14 protein-coding genes are annotated in these 19,642 nt (G+C 39.8%); 12 read left to right on the plus strand and 2 right to left on the minus strand.

Annotated elements, in window-relative coordinates; all coding sequences use genetic code 11:
• The first annotated feature begins 224 nt into the window (after positions 1-224).
• From BACINT_RS09180 to BACINT_RS09225, 10 genes are all read left to right on the plus strand, one after another.
• Positions 225-1,220: an AAA family ATPase gene (locus BACINT_RS09180; protein ID WP_007662471.1), complete on the plus strand. Its 996-nt coding sequence runs from the start codon at positions 225-227 to the stop codon at positions 1,218-1,220.
• Between the two features lie 129 nt (positions 1,221-1,349).
• Entirely contained in the window at positions 1,350-2,219 is an 870-nt protein-coding gene (locus BACINT_RS09185; protein WP_007214248.1) for a DUF58 domain-containing protein, read from the plus strand.
• An 8-nt stretch (positions 2,220-2,227) separates the two neighbouring features.
• Complete coding sequence (locus BACINT_RS09190) at positions 2,228-3,307, plus strand: hypothetical protein (RefSeq protein WP_007662473.1); 1,080 nt, start codon at positions 2,228-2,230, stop codon at positions 3,305-3,307.
• A gap of 58 nt (positions 3,308-3,365) precedes the next feature.
• A complete protein-coding gene (locus tag BACINT_RS09195) occupies positions 3,366-4,349 on the plus strand; it encodes a vWA domain-containing protein (protein ID WP_007662474.1) in 984 nt (327 codons plus the stop codon).
• Between the two features lie 42 nt (positions 4,350-4,391).
• Positions 4,392-5,438, plus strand: coding sequence for a VWA domain-containing protein (locus BACINT_RS09200; protein ID WP_007214245.1), 1,047 nt, complete (start codon positions 4,392-4,394; stop codon positions 5,436-5,438).
• Positions 5,422-6,138, plus strand: a complete 717-nt coding sequence (locus BACINT_RS09205; RefSeq protein WP_007214244.1) for a tetratricopeptide repeat protein — start codon at positions 5,422-5,424, stop codon at positions 6,136-6,138. The genes BACINT_RS09200 and BACINT_RS09205 overlap by 17 nt, the downstream gene beginning before the upstream one ends.
• 22 nt (positions 6,139-6,160) lie before the next feature.
• Complete coding sequence (locus BACINT_RS09210) at positions 6,161-8,005, plus strand: BatD family protein (RefSeq protein WP_007662475.1); 1,845 nt, start codon at positions 6,161-6,163, stop codon at positions 8,003-8,005.
• Between the two features lie 12 nt (positions 8,006-8,017).
• On the plus strand, positions 8,018-8,857 hold the full coding sequence (locus BACINT_RS09215; RefSeq protein WP_007662477.1) for a tetratricopeptide repeat protein: 840 nt from the start codon (positions 8,018-8,020) through the stop codon (positions 8,855-8,857).
• Between the two features lie 198 nt (positions 8,858-9,055).
• Positions 9,056-9,328 (plus strand): hypothetical protein, encoded by a 273-nt coding sequence (locus tag BACINT_RS09220; RefSeq protein ID WP_044154854.1) that lies wholly within the window; start codon positions 9,056-9,058, stop codon positions 9,326-9,328.
• A gap of 83 nt (positions 9,329-9,411) precedes the next feature.
• Positions 9,412-10,542: a universal stress protein gene (locus BACINT_RS09225; RefSeq protein WP_007662481.1), complete on the plus strand. Its 1,131-nt coding sequence runs from the start codon at positions 9,412-9,414 to the stop codon at positions 10,540-10,542.
• A 187-nt stretch (positions 10,543-10,729) separates the two neighbouring features.
• On the opposite strand, the gene BACINT_RS09230 is transcribed toward BACINT_RS09225, so the two are convergent.
• Together BACINT_RS09230 and gyrA are read right to left on the minus strand one after the other, a co-directional pair.
• The gene (locus BACINT_RS09230; protein ID WP_181982214.1) at positions 10,730-11,986 is read right to left on the minus strand and encodes a tetratricopeptide repeat protein; all 1,257 of its coding nucleotides are present in this window, start codon (positions 11,984-11,986) and stop codon (positions 10,730-10,732) included.
• A 31-nt stretch (positions 11,987-12,017) separates the two neighbouring features.
• Positions 12,018-14,588, minus strand: a complete 2,571-nt coding sequence (gene gyrA, locus BACINT_RS09235) for a DNA gyrase subunit A (protein WP_007662492.1) — start codon at positions 14,586-14,588, stop codon at positions 12,018-12,020.
• A 332-nt stretch (positions 14,589-14,920) separates the two neighbouring features.
• Here gyrA and BACINT_RS09240 point away from each other — a divergent pair, with 332 nt between their 5' ends.
• Together BACINT_RS09240 and htpG are read left to right on the plus strand one after the other, a co-directional pair.
• The gene (locus BACINT_RS09240; RefSeq protein ID WP_007662493.1) at positions 14,921-17,443 is read left to right on the plus strand and encodes an ATP-dependent Clp protease ATP-binding subunit; all 2,523 of its coding nucleotides are present in this window, start codon (positions 14,921-14,923) and stop codon (positions 17,441-17,443) included.
• A 125-nt stretch (positions 17,444-17,568) separates the two neighbouring features.
• The gene (gene htpG / locus BACINT_RS09245; RefSeq protein WP_007662494.1) at positions 17,569-19,614 is read left to right on the plus strand and encodes a molecular chaperone HtpG; all 2,046 of its coding nucleotides are present in this window, start codon (positions 17,569-17,571) and stop codon (positions 19,612-19,614) included.
• Positions 19,615-19,642 lie beyond the last annotated feature (28 nt).

Genomic DNA, 19,642 nt, shown 5'->3' on the forward strand with positions numbered 1-19,642 from the left:
TGCAGGGGTGATTTGCTATTTATTCCTGTCTGCGAATTTGAAATTCTTTTCAGAAACTATTGTTAACTACTAAACTCTATGAAAGTAGTTTAATCTAATTGTTTTTTAATAAAAATTAGTTGGTATGGTTAATTTATTCCTGTACTTTTGGGAGCGAAAAAAATAATTACCAGTAGCATACTGGAGAAATCAATGGAATTTAAACAATAAAAATAATAGTATTTATGGCTGAAACAATTGATATCCGCGAACTGAACGAGCGGATTGAAAGACAAAGTTCTTTTGTTACCAACCTTACTGCTGGTATGGACCAGATCATCGTAGGACAAAAACATCTGGTAGAGTCATTGTTAATCGGTTTGCTGTCTGATGGACACGTATTATTAGAAGGTGTGCCCGGTTTGGCAAAGACATTGGCGATTAAGACGCTTGCCTCATTGATCGATGCACAATACAGTCGTGTACAGTTTACTCCCGATTTGCTGCCTGCTGACGTTATCGGTACAATGGTTTACAGTCAGAAAGACGAAACGTTCCAAGTAAAGAAAGGACCTGTTTTTGCCAACTTCGTTTTGGCAGATGAAATTAACCGTGCTCCGGCTAAGGTACAGAGTGCTTTGCTGGAAGCGATGCAGGAACGTCAGGTAACTATTGGTACGGAAACATTCCCGTTGCCCGAACCTTTCCTTGTACTTGCTACACAGAATCCTATTGAGCAGGAAGGTACTTATCCGCTGCCTGAAGCACAGGTGGACCGTTTCATGCTGAAAGTGGTTATCGACTATCCGAAGATAGAAGAAGAAAAAATGATTATCCGCCAGAATATCAATGGCGATAAATTCAATGTGAAGCCTATTCTGAAAGCTCAGGAGATTATTGAAGCACGTAAAGTTGTTCGTCAGGTATATCTGGATGAGAAGATTGAACGCTACATTGTTGATATTGTATTTGCTACCCGTTATCCGGAGAAATATGATCTGAAGGAACTGAAAGATATGATTGGTTTCGGTGGTTCTCCCCGTGCCTCTATCAATCTGGCATTAGCTGCCCGTACTTATGCTTTCATCAAACGTCGTGGTTATGTGATTCCTGAAGATGTTCGTGCCGTGGCTCATGACGTATTGCGTCATCGTATCGGATTGACTTATGAAGCAGAGGCCAGCAACCTGACTTCTGACGAGATCATCAGCAAAATACTGAATAAGGTTGAAGTACCTTAATTAAGTAAGCATTTTTAAAAAGGTCTTCCGAGACCTGTTAATAAATGGTGTGAACGTTTTTAAAGAATCTTGCCAACGTTTTTAAAGAACGTTGCCGGTATTTATTAACGGAATTATTTAACGATATAGATGGAAACAAGTGAACTGTTAAAAAAAGTCCGTCAGATTGAAATCAAGACGCGCGGATTATCCAACAATATCTTTGCTGGCCAGTATCATTCGGCCTTCAAGGGTAGGGGTATGGCATTTTCCGAGGTACGCGAATATCAGTTTGGCGATGACATACGCGACATTGACTGGAACGTGACCGCTCGCTTCAATAAGCCTTACGTGAAGGTGTTCGAAGAAGAGCGCGAGCTGACCGTTATGTTGCTGGTGGATGTTTCCGGTAGTTTGGAATTCGGTACGGTGAAGCAGATGAAAAAGGATATGGTGACGGAAATAGCTGCAACGTTGGCTTTTTCGGCTATACAAAACAACGATAAAATCGGGGTTATCTTTTTCTCTGACCGGATAGAGAAATTCATTCCGCCTAAGAAAGGGCGTAAGCATATCTTATATATTATTCGCGAACTGATTGACTTTAAAGCGGAGAGTCGAAGGACTGATATCCGGCTCGGACTGGAATATCTGACAAACGTGATGAAGCGTCGTTGTACAGCCTTCCTGTTATCCGATTTCATCGATCAGGGGAACTTTAAGAATGCAATGACTATCGCCAACCGGAAACATGATATGGTGGCTATCCAGGTGTATGACCGCAGGGTAGAGGAACTGCCGGCTATCGGTTTGATGAAAATAAAGGATGCTGAGACCGGACATGAGCAGTGGATTGATACTTCGTCGCGTGCTGTTCGTCGTGCTCATCACGACTGGTGGGTGAATAAACAGGTGGAACTGAACGAAACATTCACTAAAAGTAATGTCGATAATGTGTCGGTACGCACCGATCAGGACTATGTCAAAGCATTGATGAATTTGTTTGCGAAACGAAATTAATCGGAAAAATGAAAAGATATCTATTTCTGATAACCCTATTGGGGATGTTGACTGGCAAGGCAGTGGCTCAGTCGGTAACAGTAGATGCTACCATTGATTCTCTGCAAATTTATATCGGTGACCAGGCGAAGATTAAACTTCAGGTAGCCTTGGATGCCGATAAACGGGCTATTTTCCCTGTTTATACGGATACACTGGTAAGTGGTGTGGAGATTATAGATGTTGCAAAGCCGGATACGCAGTATATAAATGATGATAAACGAATGCTGATTACGCAGGAGTATACTGTTACATCATTCGACTCGGCATTGTATTATCTGCCACCGATGGAAGTATTGGTGGATAATAAGGCATATCGTTCGAAGGCATTGGCACTGAAGGTATATTCGATGAATGTGCCATTGGATCCAGAGAATCCGGAACAGTTTTTTGGTCCGAAGACAGTAATGCAACCTCCTTTTGTGTGGGAAGATTGGTATGGGATTATCACCTGTGGCATATTGCTTATTCCGATTGCATTATTACTTATCTATCTGATCATGCGTATCTGTGACAATAAACCTATCATCCGTAAGGTAAAGGTTGAACCGAAGTTACCTCCGCATCAGATGGCGATGAAAGAAATAGAGCGTATCAAAGGGGAAAAAGTATGGCAAAAGGGACAGCCGAAGGAGTATTACACGGAATTGACAGATATTTTGCGTACGTATATTAAAGAGCGTTTTGGTTTCAATGCTTTGGAAATGACCTCTTCGGAGATTATAGAAAAGCTGCTTGAAATGCAAGATAAAGAAGCTATTGCAGATTTACGTTCTCTTTTTGAGACTGCCGATTTGGTGAAGTTCGCTAAACATAATCCGTTGATGAACGAAAATGATGCGAATCTGATCAATGCCATTGAATTTATCAATGAAACCAAGGAGAAAGAAGTGGAGAATGCAAAACCGCAACCCACTGAAATTACCATCATTGAGAAACGTTCATTGCGTACTAAAATATTGCTGGGCATAGGCATCGTAGTATTGTCGGTTGCCTTGATTGGTTCGTTCGTTTATATTGGAATGCAGTTATACAATTATTTTGCGTAGTAGTAGAATTTAAGGGTAACTCCAATCTTAAATAGTAAATTGTTAAATAGTAAATACAATGGTTTTTGCCAATATTGAATATTTGTTTTTGCTGCTGTTGCTTATACCTTATATAGTATGGTATATCATGAGGCGGAGGAATAATGAAGCTACACTTCAGATTTCGGATGCTCGTGTATATGCTCATACGCCGAAGAGTTATAAGAACTATTTGTTGCATGTGCCTTTTATGTTACGGATTATTGCTTTGGCATTGATTATCGTAGTGTTGGCGCGTCCTCAAACTACTAATAGCTGGCAAAACAGTGAAATTGAAGGTATAGATATTATGATGGCCATCGACGTATCTACCAGTATGCTGGCAGAGGATTTGAAACCGAATCGTCTGGAAGCTGCTAAAGATGTGGCTGCGGAGTTTATTAATGGTCGGCCCAATGATAATATCGGTATAACTTTATTTGCCGGTGAAAGTTTTACGCAATGTCCGTTGACGGTGGATCATGCAGTGCTTCTGAATCTGTTTCAAGGCATTAAGTGTGGTATTATTGAAGATGGAACAGCAGTCGGTATGGGTATTGCTAATGCCGTTACCCGCTTGAAAGACAGTAAAGCGAAGTCTAAAGTAATCATTCTGTTGACGGATGGTACAAATAATAAAGGAGATATATCTCCGCTGACTGCGGCAGAAATAGCTAAGAGTTTTGGTATTCGTGTTTATACTATTGGTGTAGGTACGAACGGAATGGCTCCGTATCCTTATCCGGTGGGTAACACTGTGCAGTATGTCAATATGCCGGTGGAGATTGATGAAAAGACACTGACGCAGATTGCGGCTACCACAGAAGGTAATTATTTCCGTGCCACCAGTAATTCTAAGCTGAAAGAGGTATATGAGGAGATTGATAAGTTGGAGAAAACCAAGTTGAATGTGAAGGAATACAGCAAGCGCCAGGAAGAATACCGTTGGTTTGCTTTGGCGGCATTCTTGTGCGTGTTACTTGAAGTATTGCTTCGTAATTCTATCTTGAAGAAGATACCTTAAAACAATGCATTAATTGTAAATTACTAAATTGTACATAGAAAGATGTTTCGATTTGAAGAACCTACATATTTATACCTGTTGCTCCTGTTGCCTTTCTTGGCGGCTTTCTACCTGTACTCCAATTATCGGAGACGGAAAGCGATCCGCAAGTTTGGCGACCCGGTGCTAATGGCACAGTTGATGCCGGATGTATCTAAATATCGTCCGGATGTGAAGTTTTGGCTGGTGTTTGCTGCAATCGGACTGTTTGCTGTATTGCTGGCACGTCCGCAGTTTGGCTCTAAGTTGGAGACTGTGAAGCGTCAGGGAGTAGAGGTAATGATTGCGTTGGATATTTCTAACTCTATGTTGGCACAAGATGTACAACCCAGTCGTCTGGAGAAGGCCAAGAGACTGGTAGCACAATTGGTTGACAAGATGGAGAATGATAAGGTAGGTATGATTGTGTTTGCCGGTGATGCCTTTACACAGTTGCCTATTACAAGCGATTATATTTCTGCCAAGATGTTTTTGGAATCTATTAATCCGTCGTTGATATCCAAGCAGGGTACGGCTATCGGTGCAGCTATTAATCTGGCTACCCGCAGTTTTACACCCCAGGAAGGAGTAGGGCGTGCCGTCATCGTTATTACTGACGGTGAAAACCATGAAGGCGGAGCTGTGGAAGCTGCCAAGGCTGCTGCAGAAAAAGGTATTCAAGTCAGTGTTCTGGGTGTGGGTATGCCTGATGGTGCACCTATCCCCGTAGAAGGAACCAATGACTTCCGCCGTGACCGTGATGGAAACGTGGTTGTAACCCGCTTGAATGAGCAGATGTGTCAGGAAATAGCTCAGGCAGGAGATGGGATTTATGTGCGTGTAGACAACTCAAATGCTGCACAAAAGGTGATTGCTCAGGAGATTAATAAAATGGCGAAAGCGGATGTAGAAACACAGGTTTATACAGAGTTCAACGAACAATTCCAGGCTGTTGCATGGATTATATTGTTACTGTTGTTGGCTGAAATGCTGATTTTGGAACGTAAAAACCCGTTATTCCGTAATATCCATCTGTTTAAAAAGGAAGAAAGGTATGATGATGAGAAATAGAACTATCGGAATTATCTTGCTGCTACTGACGGCTATTTCAGTTTCTGCACAGAAAGCGGAACGCGACTATATTCGTAAGGGAAACCGTGCTTATAAAGATAGTACGTATGTAAATGCTGAAGTGAATTATCGGAAGGCTATTGATGTGAATCCGAAGTCGGCGATATCCATGTATAATCTGGGTAATACGCTTATGCAACAGAATAAGTTGCAGGAGGCTATGGAGCAGTTTGTTGCTGCCACTAAAATGGAGAAAGATAAGGGTAATCTTGCTCAAATCTATCATAATATGGGAGTAATATTCCACTCCGGTAAGGATTATGCCAAAGCTGTGGAAGCATACAAAGAGTCACTACGTAATAATCCGAAAGATAACGAGACGCGTTATAACTTGGCTTTGGCTCAGAAAATGTTGAAAGATCAGGAACAGAATCAGCAGAATCAAGACCAAAACCAAGATCAGAATCAGGACAAAAAGGAGCAGGAAAAAGAACAAGATAAAGACAAACAAGACCAAAATCAACAAGATCAGCAGAACCAGGATCAACAGCAGCAACCTCCTCAGCCACAAGAAAATCAGATGTCAAAGGAAAATGCAGAACAGCTTTTGAAGTCGGTGATGCAGGATGAGAAAGATGTACAGGATAAGGTGAAAAAACAGCAAGTTATCCAGGGTGGTCGTTTGGAAAAGGATTGGTAAATAATAAAAGATACGATAATATATGAGAAAATTGATTTTCTTATGGATAGCACTGGTAGTAGTCAGTCTGCAAGCTTTGGCTGATGACAAGGTGTCATTTACCGCATCAGCTCCTGATGCTGTAGCGGTGGGAGACCAGTTCAGACTGGCATATACAGTGACTACACAGAAGGTGAGAGATTTCCGTGCTCCCTCTATTAAGGGATTTGACGTACTGATGGGTCCCAGTCGCTCTCAGCAAAGTAGTATGCAAATAGTTAATGGGGTATCGACCTCAACCAGCAGTATTACTTTCACTTATATACTGATGGCTACTGCTGAGGGTAGTTTCACAATTCCGGGAGCTACAATTACAGCCGATGGTAATCAGATGGTTTCTAATTCTGTGCAAATCAAGGTTCTGCCTGCAGATCAGGCCGGAGCAGCTTCTTCAGGCAGAGGTAATAGTAGCCAGCAGGGTAATACCAGCCGTGCTTCTTCAGGAACTTCTGTTTCCAATCAGGACCTCTTTATTTTGCCTACTATTAGTAAGACCAATGTGTATGAACAAGAAGCATTCTTGCTGACTTATAAAATTTACACTCTGGTTGACCTTCGCGGTTTTGACAATGTTAAACTTCCTGATTTTAAGGGATTTCATTCACAAGAAGTAGAACTTCCGGGTGATAGAAAATGGAGCTTGGAACATTATAAGGGACGGAATTATCAAACTACCGTTTACCGGCAATTTGTGCTGTTTCCGCAGCAGTCTGGTAATTTGACTATTGATCCGGCACGTTTTGATGCTTCTATAGCTAAAGCTACTCATGTATCTGATCCGTTTGAAGCTTTCTTTAATGGTGGCAGTAACTACATTGAAGTCAAAAAGACATTGATGACACCGAAACTAACTGTAGATGTGAAGCCTTTACCGGGTGATAAACCTGCTGATTTCTCCGGTGGAGTGGGAGAGTTTAGCATTTCTTCTTCCATTAATAGTACTAATGTAAAGACAAACGATGCTGTAACTATTAAACTTGTCATTTCCGGTACAGGTAATTTGAAGTTGATAGGTGATCCTGAGGTGAAATTCCCAGATGACTTCGAGGTATATGACCCTAAAGTTGATAATAAATTCAGGCTGACAAGTGCAGGACTTTCGGGCAGTAAGGTTATTGAATATCTGGCTATTCCGCGTAATGCCGGAACATTTAAAATACCAGCGGTGAAATTCAGCTATTTTGATATCAAATCCCGTACTTATAAGATATTGACTACCGAAGAGTATGAATTGCATGTAGAGAAAGGTGAAGGAAATGCAGCTCAAACTATTGCTAACTTTACGAATAAAGAGGATTTGAAAGTCCTGAATGAGGATATTCGCTTCATCAAGCAAAATGATGTGACGCTTTCTCAAAAGGGAGACTTCTTCTTTGACTCTATGTTGTACTGGTTGCTCTATTTAGTACCTGGCGTTGCGTTTATCATTTTCTTTATCATTTACCGTAAACAGATATCTGCTAATGCTAATGTTGCGAAAATGCGTACGAAAAAGGCAAATAAGGTTGCTGTTAAACGTATGAAGTTAGCTGGTAAGTTGTTGGCTGAGAATAAAAAAGATGTTTTCTATGACGAAGTCTTGAAGGCTCTTTGGGGATATATAAGCGATAAATTGAATATTCCGGTTTCTCGACTTTCAAAAGATAATATTGAAGAGGAACTTCGTAAATATGGAGTGGAGGATGCTTTGATTAAAGAATTCTTGGCAGCATTGAATGATTGTGAGTTTGCACGTTTTGCTCCTGGCGATGATAATCAGGCTATGGATAAAGTCTATTCGGCTTCATTAGCAGTAATAAGTAAAATGGAGAATTCGATTAAACATTAATTAGGAGGTTATATGATGAAAAAAATACTGTTTTTTACTTTTGTTGGCCTGTTAATGGCATTGACCTCTTCTGGACAGACTACATCGGATACATTACAACAAGCGAATGATTCGGTAACAATAGGTTCACACACTGAATTTTCAGCTGCTGTGCAAGAGAATAGTGTGACAAAAGCAGAAGGAGATAGCGCATATGTGAAGAATGATTATGCCTCTGCTATTCAGATATATGAAGCTCTGCTGAAAGAAGGAGAAGCGGCTGAGGTATACTATAACTTAGGAAATAGCTACTATAAGGCCGGTGATATAGCCAAAGCCATTTTAAATTATGAGCGTGCACTTTTAATACAGCCAGGCAATGCTGATATTCGGGCTAATTTGGAAATTGCTCGTGCAAAAACGATTGATAAAGTGATTCCTGTACCCGAGGTTTTCTTTGTATCTTGGACGAAATCATTGATTAATTGTTTGAGTGTGGATGCTTGGGCAAAGGTAGGCGTCGTTTGTTTCTTTTTGTTGCTTGCATCTCTTTACTTCTTCTTCTTTTCCAAGCAAATCGTGTGGAAGAAAATAGGATTTATTGCAGGGATAGTATTTCTGGTATTAGTTATATTAGCGAACGTTTTTGCTTTTCAACAGAAAAATGAGCTATTAAACCGTAACAGTGCTATCGTACTAACTCCAAGTGTAACAGTACGTAGTACTCCGAGTGAAAGTGGCACCAGTTTGTTCATATTGCATGAGGGACGGAAGGTTGAAATTAAAGATAACTCCATGCGTGAATGGAAAGAAATCCGCTTAGAAGATGGTAAAGTAGGATGGGTACCTGCATCATCTGTTGAAGTTATCTGATAGATGTAATTATTTCATAATAAGATAGTTAATAATAGAAAGAAGCCTGTTGAAAGGGAAAATACAAATCTCCTTTTGACAGGCTTCTTTATTTTAGTAAAAAAGATACCGAAATAGTTTGTTTTATCTTTTTTTTTCCTTAAGTTTATAGCGTGATAAGTGAAACTCACAGAGTTATTAACCATTAAATTTATAAATATGAGAACAATAACATTTAATGAACTTCGCAGGATTAAAGATTCATTACCTACTGGTAGTATGCATAGAATAGCCGATGAGCTCGGATTGAACGTTGATACGGTTAGAAATTTTTTTGGCGGTCACAATTTTAAGGAGGGTAAGAGTGTTGGGATACATTTAGAGCCTGGTCCAGATGGTGGTTTGGTTATGTTGGATGATACTACCGTCCTTGATAGAGCTCTAAAAATTCTAGATGAAATAAATGCCAGTGCTGAGCCTGTTCGAGCTTAAGAAAAGAAAGTTATAAATGAATCCCAATTGATAGACAAACAATTGGGATTTCTTATTTGTTTATAAAGTAAAAACAGTTGATTATGGAAGACAAGTTAGTAACCTTAGCTATTCTGACTTATGCAAAAGCTCAGATATTGAAGAATGTGCTTGAAAATGAAGGTATTGAAACCTATATTCATAATGTAAATCAAATACAACCTGTAGTGTCTTCAGGTGTGCGCTTACGTATAAGAGAAAGCGATTTACCGCGTGCATTGAAGATTACTGAGAGCTCTGCTTGGCTTTCTGAAGAGGTAGTGGGAGGGAAGTCACCCAAAGTAGAAAAGGAGAGTAACAAGGTCTTAATTCCCGTAGACTTTTCTAATTATTCAATGAAAGCATGTGAGTTTGGTTTTAATTTTGCTCAGAATATGGGAGCGGAAGTTGTGCTGCTTCATGTTTATTTTACACCAATCTATACCACATCATTGCCTTATGGAGATGTTTTTAATTATCAGCTTACAGACGATGAAAATGTAAAAAACATATTACAAAAAGTTCATGCAGACTTAAATACTTTATCTGATAAGGTAAAAGCAAAAGTAGCTTCAGGAGAGTTTCCGAATGTAAAATATAGTTGTGTATTGCGTGAAGGTATTCCAGAAGAGGAAATTCTTCGTTATTCGAAGGAATATCGGCCACGTATTGTGATTATGGGGACTCGTGGTAAAAATCAAAAAGATATAGATTTAATTGGTAGTGTAACTGCTGAGGTAATTGAACGAAGTCGCGTACCAGTTTTAGCCATTCCGGAGAATACTCCATTTAGACAGCTAGCAGAAGCTAAACGTATTGCATTTATCACCAATTTTGATCAACGAGATTTAATTGCATTCGATTCTTTGATTGCCGCTTTAAAGCCATTTCATTTCTCTGTATCTTTGATTCATTTGTCAGATGTTAAGGACACTTGGAATGAAATTAAATTAGGTGGTATTAAGGAATATTTTCAAAAACAGTATCCGGACCTGGAAATTCATTATGATGTCGTGATGAATGATGATTTCTTGAATAGCTTAGATAATTACATAAAAACTAATCATATTGATATAATTACGTTGACTACTTATAAACGCAATATATTCTCTCGCTTATTTAATCCAGGTATTGCTCGGAAAATGATTTTTCATTCCGATACACCGCTGTTAGTTATTTATGGGCGTCCAAGCTAAAATAAATAACGCAAGCATTTTGAATTAATAATCGGTATTATGTTTAATATATAATACTAGTATTCACTGGACCAGATTATTATACTTCCCTATTATGAAAATTAAGTATTTAATACGAAGCTCCTAAAAAATAAAAAGCCTAATCAACCATGTTGATTAGGCTTTTTATTAAAAACTATTGGTGTGTTTATTGAACCATTTTTTCGATTTCTTCGAATTCAGGTCCCATATCCAAATTGTAGTATACTCGGTATAAACCATTCAACCATAAATCTTTTTGGTCAGGCTTCAATGCTCTTGCTTTTTCATAGCAAGGTTTTGCTTTTTCATAGAAAGCTTTCAAAGTTGCTTGATCTTCTTTATACTTAGGATCATTTACATCTGCTGTTGCTTTCTCTGAGAAGTCTTGTGCTTGCAGACAGTAGATCAAACCTAAATTAGAAAATGCTTCTGCGTAGTTAGGATCTATTTCTGTTGTCTTAGTATAATACTTGATAGCATTATTGAGTGCATCTGCAGCTTCTTGCTCTTTCTTTTCATTTTTCAGGTTAGTGTACATATTATGATAAAGATATCCTTTTACATACAGATAGAATGTATTATTAGGATCTTTAGCCAACATATCATCAGCAAACTGCATAGCTTCATCGTATTTATTATTATTGCTATAATAATCAATCAAATGACCGAAGAAGAATGAATGTTGAGGATATTTCTGCAAACCTTCTTTTAAAGAAGCAACCCACTTAACAGTATCACCTTGTGCTTTTAAAGCTGTAGAGATGAATTCCATCGCATACTGACCTACTTCCTTATCATTCTGCGCATAAGGAGCATATTTCAGAACGCTAGGGTAATCTTCCATTTTAGCCGCTGCCAAACTTGCATAATATGCAATCTGTGGTAAAATAGTATCTGTTTGCAGGAAATTTTCCTTTTCAAACATAGGATTTTGAGCTATTTCAATGTAAGTTCCAAAGAAATCTAATGCTTCTTTGTTCTTCTCCAAATTATAGTATTGAATACCTCCATTGATCAAGTTAGGACGCTCTGCAATAATTGCAGCAGCGTTAGCCTTTCTGTACTTGTTCTTAATCTTTCCCTTTTCATTTGGAACCTGTGCCAGTTCATCACATTTAAGGTAGTACTTACACATGTTTAATGCACTGTTGTATACCTTAAGAGTATCATAAGGTTTTCTCAAAAATGCGTCTTTCATTTCCTCCTCATTAATCCTTTTTTGAATAAAACCGGCTACATCCCAAGTGTCGGCATTATCCTTTGTTTCAGGATTAGTCAAGGCTTGATTGATGAGCTGTTCGGCCTTATTAAAGTTCGGCTTTACTTCATTCGCAATGCTTTTAGCTTCTTTCACAGTCTTTTCTTGAGCGAAAGTGAAGCCTGCAGCGAGCAATAAAATCACTGAAAATAATACTCTTTTCATGATAATTGTAAAATTAAAATTAATATTATGTCTATTCTTCATCTTCATTATTGATTCCATTATCAGAGTTATAGTCTTTCTCCTCTCCTTCTACTTCATTTATAGTAGGCGGAATCGGAGAATTTTCATCATCAACAGGTATTTCATCTTCCATACTTTCTGATGTAACCTTACATACTGAACCGATCTCATCGTTTCTCTTTTCAAGATTGATCAGACGAACACCCTGAGTAGCACGACCCATAATACGGACATCAGCAACTTTCAGACGAATGGTGATACCAGATTTATTGATAATCATTAGGTCATTATCATCTGTTACAGACTTAATTGTTACCAATTTACCTGTTTTATCGGTGATATTCATCGTCTTAACACCCTTGCCACCACGATTAGTCTTACGGTAGTCTTCGATATCAGAACGTTTACCATAGCCTTGTTCAGAAACGACCATAATGGTTTCTGCTTCAGGATCTTTGATGCAAATCATTCCTACGACTTCATCTTGTCCGTCTTCGTCAAGCGTCATACCGCGTACACCAGTTGCAGTACGTCCCATAACGCGTACAGCACTTTCGTGGAAGCGGATAGCACGTCCGTTACGATTGGCAATGATAATTTCGTTGTCACCGTTAGTCATACGTACCTCGATAACGCGGTCGTCCTCACGGATAGTAATAGCGTTTACGCCATTTTGGCGAGGGCGGGAATACTGTTCAAGTAATGTCTTTTTGATAACGCCATTCTTGGTACAGAATAAAACATAATGGCTGTTGATGAAATCTGTGTCAGAAAGGTTCTTCACACGTAGATATGCATTTACAGCATCATCAGAATCAATATTCAGCAGGTTCTGAATAGCACGTCCTTTGGAATTCTTGGTACCTTCAGGGATTTCATATACCTTAAGCCAATAGCACTTACCTTTTTGAGTAAAGAACATCATGGTATTGTGCATGGTTGCTGGATATATGTGTTCAATGAAGTCTGCATCGCGGGTATCTGTACCCTTAGAGCCTACTCCACCACGGTTTTGAGCACGGAATTCGCTCAATGGAGTACGTTTAATATAGCCCATATGAGAAATGGTGATAATCATTTCGTCATCTGCATAGAAATCTTCCGGATTGAATTCTTCGGATGAGTAAACAATCTCAGAACGACGTTCATCTCCGTATTTTGCTTTTACTTCAATTAATTCATCAGTAATAACTTTGCGGCAAAGTTCGTCATTTGAAAGAATTTCTTCGTAATAAGCTATCAGTTTCATTACTTCTTCATACTCAGCGTGAAGCTGATCCTGCATCAGTCCGGTTAATTGACGCAAACGCATTTCTACGATAGCACGAGACTGAATTTCAGTTAATTGGAAGCGTTCCATCAAGCCAGCAATGGCATCATTAGGTGTCTTTGCAGCACGGATGATGCGGATTACTTCATCGATATTATCTGATGCTATGATTAAGCCTTCCAATATATGAGCACGTTCTTTAGCCTTGCGCAAGTCATATTGAGTACGACGGATAACTACCTCATGGCGATGTTCTACGAAGTACTTAATCATGTCTTTCAGATTCAGCAAACGAGGACGCCCGTGTACCAATGCTACGTTGTTCACACTAAAAGAAGTCTGTAATAACGTCATCTTATAGAGCTTATTCAAGACTACGCTGGCGTTGGCATCACGTTTGATATCAATCACGATACGCATACCTTCACGGTCAGACTCATCATTGGCATTGGAAATACCTTCTATTTTCTTATCATTGGCTAAATCAGCGATATTCTTGATCAGTTCCGCCTTATTGACACCATACGGGATTTCCGTGATAACAATTTTGTCATGTGTAGAACTGGTTTCAATTTCTGCTCTTGCACGCATGATAACGCGACCGCGGCCTGTAAGATATGCCTCGCGTACGCCACTCATACCATATATATATCCTCCTGTTGGAAAATCGGGAGCTTTCACATAGTTCATCAACTCCTCTATCTCGATATCGTTGTTCTCGATGTATGCGATGCAAGCATCAATAACCTCTGAAAGGTTGTGTGTCGGCATATTGGTTGCCATACCTACAGCAATACCAGATGCACCGTTTACCAAAAGGTTTGGAATACGGGTAGGCATAACGGTAGGCTCCTGCAAAGAATCGTCAAAGTTGTTCTGCATATCAACGGTTTCTTTGTCAAGGTCTTGCATCATATCTTCACCAATCTTGCGCAAGCGACACTCGGTGTAACGCATAGCTGCTGCGCTATCGCCGTCTACCGAACCATAGTTACCCTGGCCATCTACCACCATGTAACGCATTGCCCAAGGCTGTGCCATACGAACTAATGCACCGTAAACGGAAGAGTCACCATGCGGGTGATACTTACCCAATACTTCACCTACAACTCTGGCTGATTTTTTATAAGGTTTATCAGACGTATTTCCCAGTCCCATCATTCCGAAGAGAATTCTACGGTGGACAGGCTTAAAACCATCTCTAACATCCGGAAGGGCACGCGAAACGATGACCGACATGGAGTAGTCAATGTACGATGACTTCATTTCCTCCTCGATGTTAATCTTTATAATTCTGTCTTGTTCAAGCATTTAAAAAGATTATTAATTATACATACTTTGGTTCATGAAAAACCACGCTAAAGTACTGCTTTTTTACGATATACAAAAGTTTTCGCCCATAAACTTTATTTCAGAACCATTCTCTCACCTACTTTGTTCTTATAATATATAAATAAGGTATTAATAAGGAGCTTTTTCACAAGAATGAAAGCATTTTAGTATGATACTGATGAACGGATATAAACTGTGGCACGGGTTTTGTATATAAATAATAAATAAAACGATAGAATACGTACTGGAAATTATAAATGCGTATCTTTGTATTAAGTAACACCTTAGAATAAGGAAGGAGAATATTAAGTATGAATAATCAGTTTTCACAAAGAGTTTCTGACATTATCACTTACAGCAAGGAAGAAGCTAACCGGCTGAAGAATAGATATATCGGTCCGGAGCATCTTCTACTCGGCATGTTGCGAGACGGCGGAGGGAAAGCTATAGAAATATTGCAGAAACTGGATATAGACCTAAACAGAGTTAAGAAACGTCTGGAAGGTTTTTTAAAAGAGATTGAAGATGATAACTTGTTGCCCGATGCAGACATTCCATTGTCTCCTATGGCAGCTAAGATATTGAAAATGTGTATACTCGAGGCTCGTCTGCTGAAGAGTGCCACTGCTGATACTGAACATGTATTGCTGGCTATCTTGAAAGACGGTAATAATTTGGCCGCTACGGTATTGGAAGAAAATAATATAGATTATAAGTCAGTGTTCGAACAGCTTTCTATGAAAGCCAGCCCTAACGCAGGTATGGGATTTACGGAAGATGATGACGAGGAAGAAGATGAAATGAACATGTCTTCACGTTCTTCTCAAAGTGGTAGTTCACAGTCTTCTACGCAAACAGCGTCTAAGAAACCATCCAATGATACTCCGGTATTGGATAACTTTGGTATGGATATGACCCGGGCTGCGGAAGAAGGTAGACTGGATCCTGTGGTAGGTCGTGAACGTGAAATCGAGCGGTTGGCTCAGATATTGAGCCGTCGTAAGAAGAATAATCCGGTATTGATAGGCGAACCTGGTGTAGGTAAATCAGCTATTGTAGAGGGATTAGCATTACGTATTGTTCAGAAGAAAGTATCCCGTATTCTGTTTGATAAACGTGTGGTAATGCTTGATATGGCTTCTGTAGTAGCCGGAACTAAGTATCGCGGCCAGTTTGAGGAACGTATTCGTTCTATCATTAATGAGTTACAGAAGAATCCGAACGTTATTCTGTTTATTGACGAGATTCACACGATTGTGGGTGCCGGAGCAGCTGCCGGTTCTATGGATGCTGCCAATATGCTGAAACCTGCATTGGCACGTGGTGAAATACAATGTATAGGTGCTACTACCCTTGATGAGTACCGGAAGAATATAGAAAAGGACGGTGCTTTGGAACGCCGTTTTCAGAAAGTGATTGTTGAACCGACTACTGCCGAGGAAACGCTCCAGATATTGAAGAATATCAAAGAGAAGTACGAAGACCATCATAATGTGACTTATACGGATGAAGCGCTGGAAGCATGTGTCAAGTTGACAGACCGCTACATTACTGATCGCAATTTCCCGGATAAGGCTATTGATGCTTTGGACGAAGCCGGTTCGCGCGTCCATCTGACAAACATTACTGTTCCGAAAGAGATTGAAGAACAGGAGAAGCTGATCGAAGAAGCCCGCCAACAAAAGGCGGATGCAGTGAAATCGCAGAATTTCGAACTTGCTGCCAGCTTCCGTGATCATGAGAAAGAGTTTTCTGCTCGTTTGGAAGAGATGAAGGCTGAATGGGAAGCTCGCTTAAAAGATGATCGCCAGATAGTTGGTGAAGAGGAAATTGCGAATGTGGTTTCTATGATGTCCGGTGTGCCTGTACAGCGTATGGCGCAGGCTGAAGGTATCAAGTTGGCGGGTATGAAAGAAGAGCTGCAAGCTAAAGTTATAGCTCAGGATCCGGCTATTGAAAAGGTGACGAAAGCTATTCTGCGTAGTCGTGTAGGATTGAAAGATCCTAACCGTCCTATCGGAACATTCTTGTTCCTGGGGCCTACGGGTGTAGGTAAAACTCACTTGGCGAAACAGTTGGCGAAATATATGTTTGGCTCTGCCGATGCGCTGATACGTGTGGATATGAGTGAATATATGGAGAAGTTTACCGTTTCTCGTCTTGTTGGTGCACCTCCGGGATACGTAGGATACGAAGAAGGCGGACAGTTGACAGAGAAAGTGCGTCGTAAACCTTACTCTATCGTATTGTTGGACGAGATTGAGAAAGCCCATCCGGATGTATTCAACATCTTGTTACAACTGATGGATGAAGGTCGTCTGACTGACAGTTATGGCAGAACTGTAGACTTTAAGAATACAGTGGTTATCATGACTTCCAACATCGGTACACGTCAATTGAAAGACTTCGGTCGTGGTGTAGGTTTTGCCGCTCAGAATCGTACGGATGATAAAGAATATTCACGCGGCGTGATACAAAAGGCTTTGAATAAGTCGTTTGCCCCTGAGTTTCTGAACCGTGTCGACGAGATTATTACTTTCGACCAGCTTTCGCTGGATGCTATCGAAAAGATTATCGATATCGAGTTGAAAGGCTTGTATGAGCGCGTGGAATCTCTTGGATATAAGCTTGTTATTGATGCTAAAGCCAAGACGTTCATGGCATCTAAAGGATATGATGTGCAGTTTGGTGCCCGCCCGTTGAAGCGTGCCATCCAGACTTATCTAGAAGATGGACTTTCGGAATTGATTATTTCTTCCGAATTGCAGACGGGTGATACGATTTCTGTCTCTTTGAACGAAGATAAAGGAGAACTGGACATCAAGAAAGCCTGAAAATGAAGTCTTCTTAGAAGATGATAAACAGTCAAAATGTCAGTCCTTATGGGCTGGCATTTTTTTTGCATTACACTTGCCAAACGATTAAATATATAAACTTAAAAATATAAATCATAAGTAGTATGCAAAAAGGAAATATTGGGGTAACTACCGAAAACATTTTCCCCGTTATCAAAAAGTTCTTGTACAGCGATCATGAAATTTTTCTCCGCGAGTTAGTTTCTAATGCCGTAGATGCTACGCAGAAGTTGAAAACCTTAGCCTCTATTGGCGAGTTTAAAGGTGAAGTTGGCGATTTGACCGTACATGTGTCTTTAGGAAAAGATACAATTACTGTTTCAGACCGTGGTATTGGTTTGACTGCCGAAGAAATCGACAAATATATCAACCAAATTGCTTTTTCAGGTGCCAACGATTTCCTGGAGAAGTATAAGAATGATGCTAATGCAATTATCGGTCACTTCGGTTTAGGCTTTTATTCAGCTTTCATGGTGGCTAAGAAAGTGGAAATTATCACGAAATCTCATAAAGAAGGTGCTCAAGCAGTGAAATGGAGTTGCGATGGCAGTCCGGAGTTCACCATTGAGAACATTGATAAAGCTGACCGTGGTACAGATATAGTACTTTACATTGACGATGAAAGTAAAGAATTCCTGGAAGAGGCCCGCATTTCTTCTCTGTTGAAGAAATATTGTAGTTTCCTTCCCATACCTATTGCTTTTGGCAAAAAGAAAGACTGGAAAGATGGAAAACAGGTTGAAACAGACGAAGATAACATCATCAATGACAGCAATCCGTTGTGGACATTGAAACCCAGCGAACTGAAGGATGAAGATTATAAGAAGTTCTATCGTGACCTGTATCCGATGTCTGATGAACCTCTGTTCTGGATACATCTGAATGTAGATTATCCGTTCCATCTGACAGGTATCCTCTATTTCCCGAAAGTAAAGAGTAATATCGAATTGAATAAGAATAAGATACAACTTTATAGTAACCAGGTATACGTTACGGATTCAGTAGAAGGTATCGTACCTGACTTCCTGACACTGTTGCATGGTGTGCTCGATTCTCCGGATATTCCGTTGAATGTATCCCGTTCTTATTTACAGAGCGACTCTAACGTGAAGAAGATTTCGACATATATCACAAAGAAAGTATCTGATCGTTTGCAATCTATCTTCAAAAATGATCGCAAACAGTTCGAGGAAAAGTGGAATGACCTGAAGATTTTCATCAATTACGGGATGCTTACTCAGGAAGACTTCTATGACAGAGCAAAAGATTTTGCCCTTTTCACCGATACGGATGGTAGATGCTATACATTTGAAGAGTATCAGAAGCTAATCAAAGATAATCAGACTGATAAAGATGGCAATTTGATCTATTTGTATGCTAATCATAAAGATGAGCAATTCAGCTATATCGAGGCTGCTAAGAACAAGGGATATAATGTATTGCTGATGGATGGCCAACTGGATATTGCTGTAGTAAGCATGTTGGAGCAAAAGTTTGAGAAATCTCGCTTTACCCGTGTAGATAGTGATGTTATCGATAATCTGATTATCAAAGAAGATAAGAAAGGTGAAACTCTGGAAACAGGCAAACAAGAAGCTCTTTCTGCTGTGTTCAAGAGCCAGTTGCCTAAGCTGGAAAAGGTTGAGTTTAATATCACTGCGCAGGCTTTGGGTGAAAACTCTTCTCCTGTGATGATTACCCAAAGCGAATATATGCGCCGTATGAAAGAAATGGCTAATATTCAGGCTGGTATGAGTTTCTATGGAGAAATGCCCGATATGTTCAACCTTGTGCTGAATTCAGATCACAAACTGGTGAAAGAAGTTCTTGCAGACGAAGAAAAAGAATGCGACTCTGCTGTAGCTCCTATTCAGCAAGAAATGAATGACGTAGACAAACGTCGTAATGAGCTGAAAGATAAACAAAAAGGTAAGAAAGACGAAGAAATTTCTACTGCTGAAAAAGACGAAGTGAACGGATTGGATCAGAAGTGGGAAGAACTGAAAACAAAGAAAGACGAAGTCTTTGCCGGATATGCTGCTAAAAATAAAGTTGTCCGCCAATTGATTGACCTGGCATTGCTGCAAAATGGCATGCTGAAAGGTGAAGCTTTGAATAATTTTGTGAAGAGAAGCATCGAGCTAATCTAAATACGCCCTTTATTCACAATCTATATGC

Origin of the sequence: Bacteroides intestinalis DSM 17393, from assembly GCF_000172175.1 — a bacterium.
In the GTDB taxonomy this organism is placed as follows: domain Bacteria; phylum Bacteroidota; class Bacteroidia; order Bacteroidales; family Bacteroidaceae; genus Bacteroides; species Bacteroides intestinalis.

Coding starts and splice junctions, on each gene's coding strand:
- BACINT_RS09190 (WP_007662473.1), top strand. CDS start 2,228: ATGAAAAGATATCTATTTCTGATAACCCTATTGGGGATGTTGACTGGC.
- BACINT_RS09185 (WP_007214248.1), top strand. CDS start 1,350: ATGGAAACAAGTGAACTGTTAAAAAAAGTCCGTCAGATTGAAATCAAG.
- BACINT_RS09225 (WP_007662481.1), top strand. CDS start 9,412: ATGGAAGACAAGTTAGTAACCTTAGCTATTCTGACTTATGCAAAAGCT.
- BACINT_RS09220 (WP_044154854.1), top strand. CDS start 9,056: ATGAGAACAATAACATTTAATGAACTTCGCAGGATTAAAGATTCATTA.
- htpG (WP_007662494.1), top strand. CDS start 17,569: ATGCAAAAAGGAAATATTGGGGTAACTACCGAAAACATTTTCCCCGTT.
- BACINT_RS09215 (WP_007662477.1), top strand. CDS start 8,018: ATGATGAAAAAAATACTGTTTTTTACTTTTGTTGGCCTGTTAATGGCA.
- BACINT_RS09240 (WP_007662493.1), top strand. CDS start 14,921: ATGAATAATCAGTTTTCACAAAGAGTTTCTGACATTATCACTTACAGC.
- BACINT_RS09195 (WP_007662474.1), top strand. CDS start 3,366: ATGGTTTTTGCCAATATTGAATATTTGTTTTTGCTGCTGTTGCTTATA.
- BACINT_RS09230 (WP_181982214.1), bottom strand. CDS start 11,986: ATGAAAAGAGTATTATTTTCAGTGATTTTATTGCTCGCTGCAGGCTTC.
- BACINT_RS09205 (WP_007214244.1), top strand. CDS start 5,422: ATGATGATGAGAAATAGAACTATCGGAATTATCTTGCTGCTACTGACG.
- gyrA (WP_007662492.1), bottom strand. CDS start 14,588: ATGCTTGAACAAGACAGAATTATAAAGATTAACATCGAGGAGGAAATG.
- BACINT_RS09180 (WP_007662471.1), top strand. CDS start 225: ATGGCTGAAACAATTGATATCCGCGAACTGAACGAGCGGATTGAAAGA.
- BACINT_RS09200 (WP_007214245.1), top strand. CDS start 4,392: ATGTTTCGATTTGAAGAACCTACATATTTATACCTGTTGCTCCTGTTG.
- BACINT_RS09210 (WP_007662475.1), top strand. CDS start 6,161: ATGAGAAAATTGATTTTCTTATGGATAGCACTGGTAGTAGTCAGTCTG.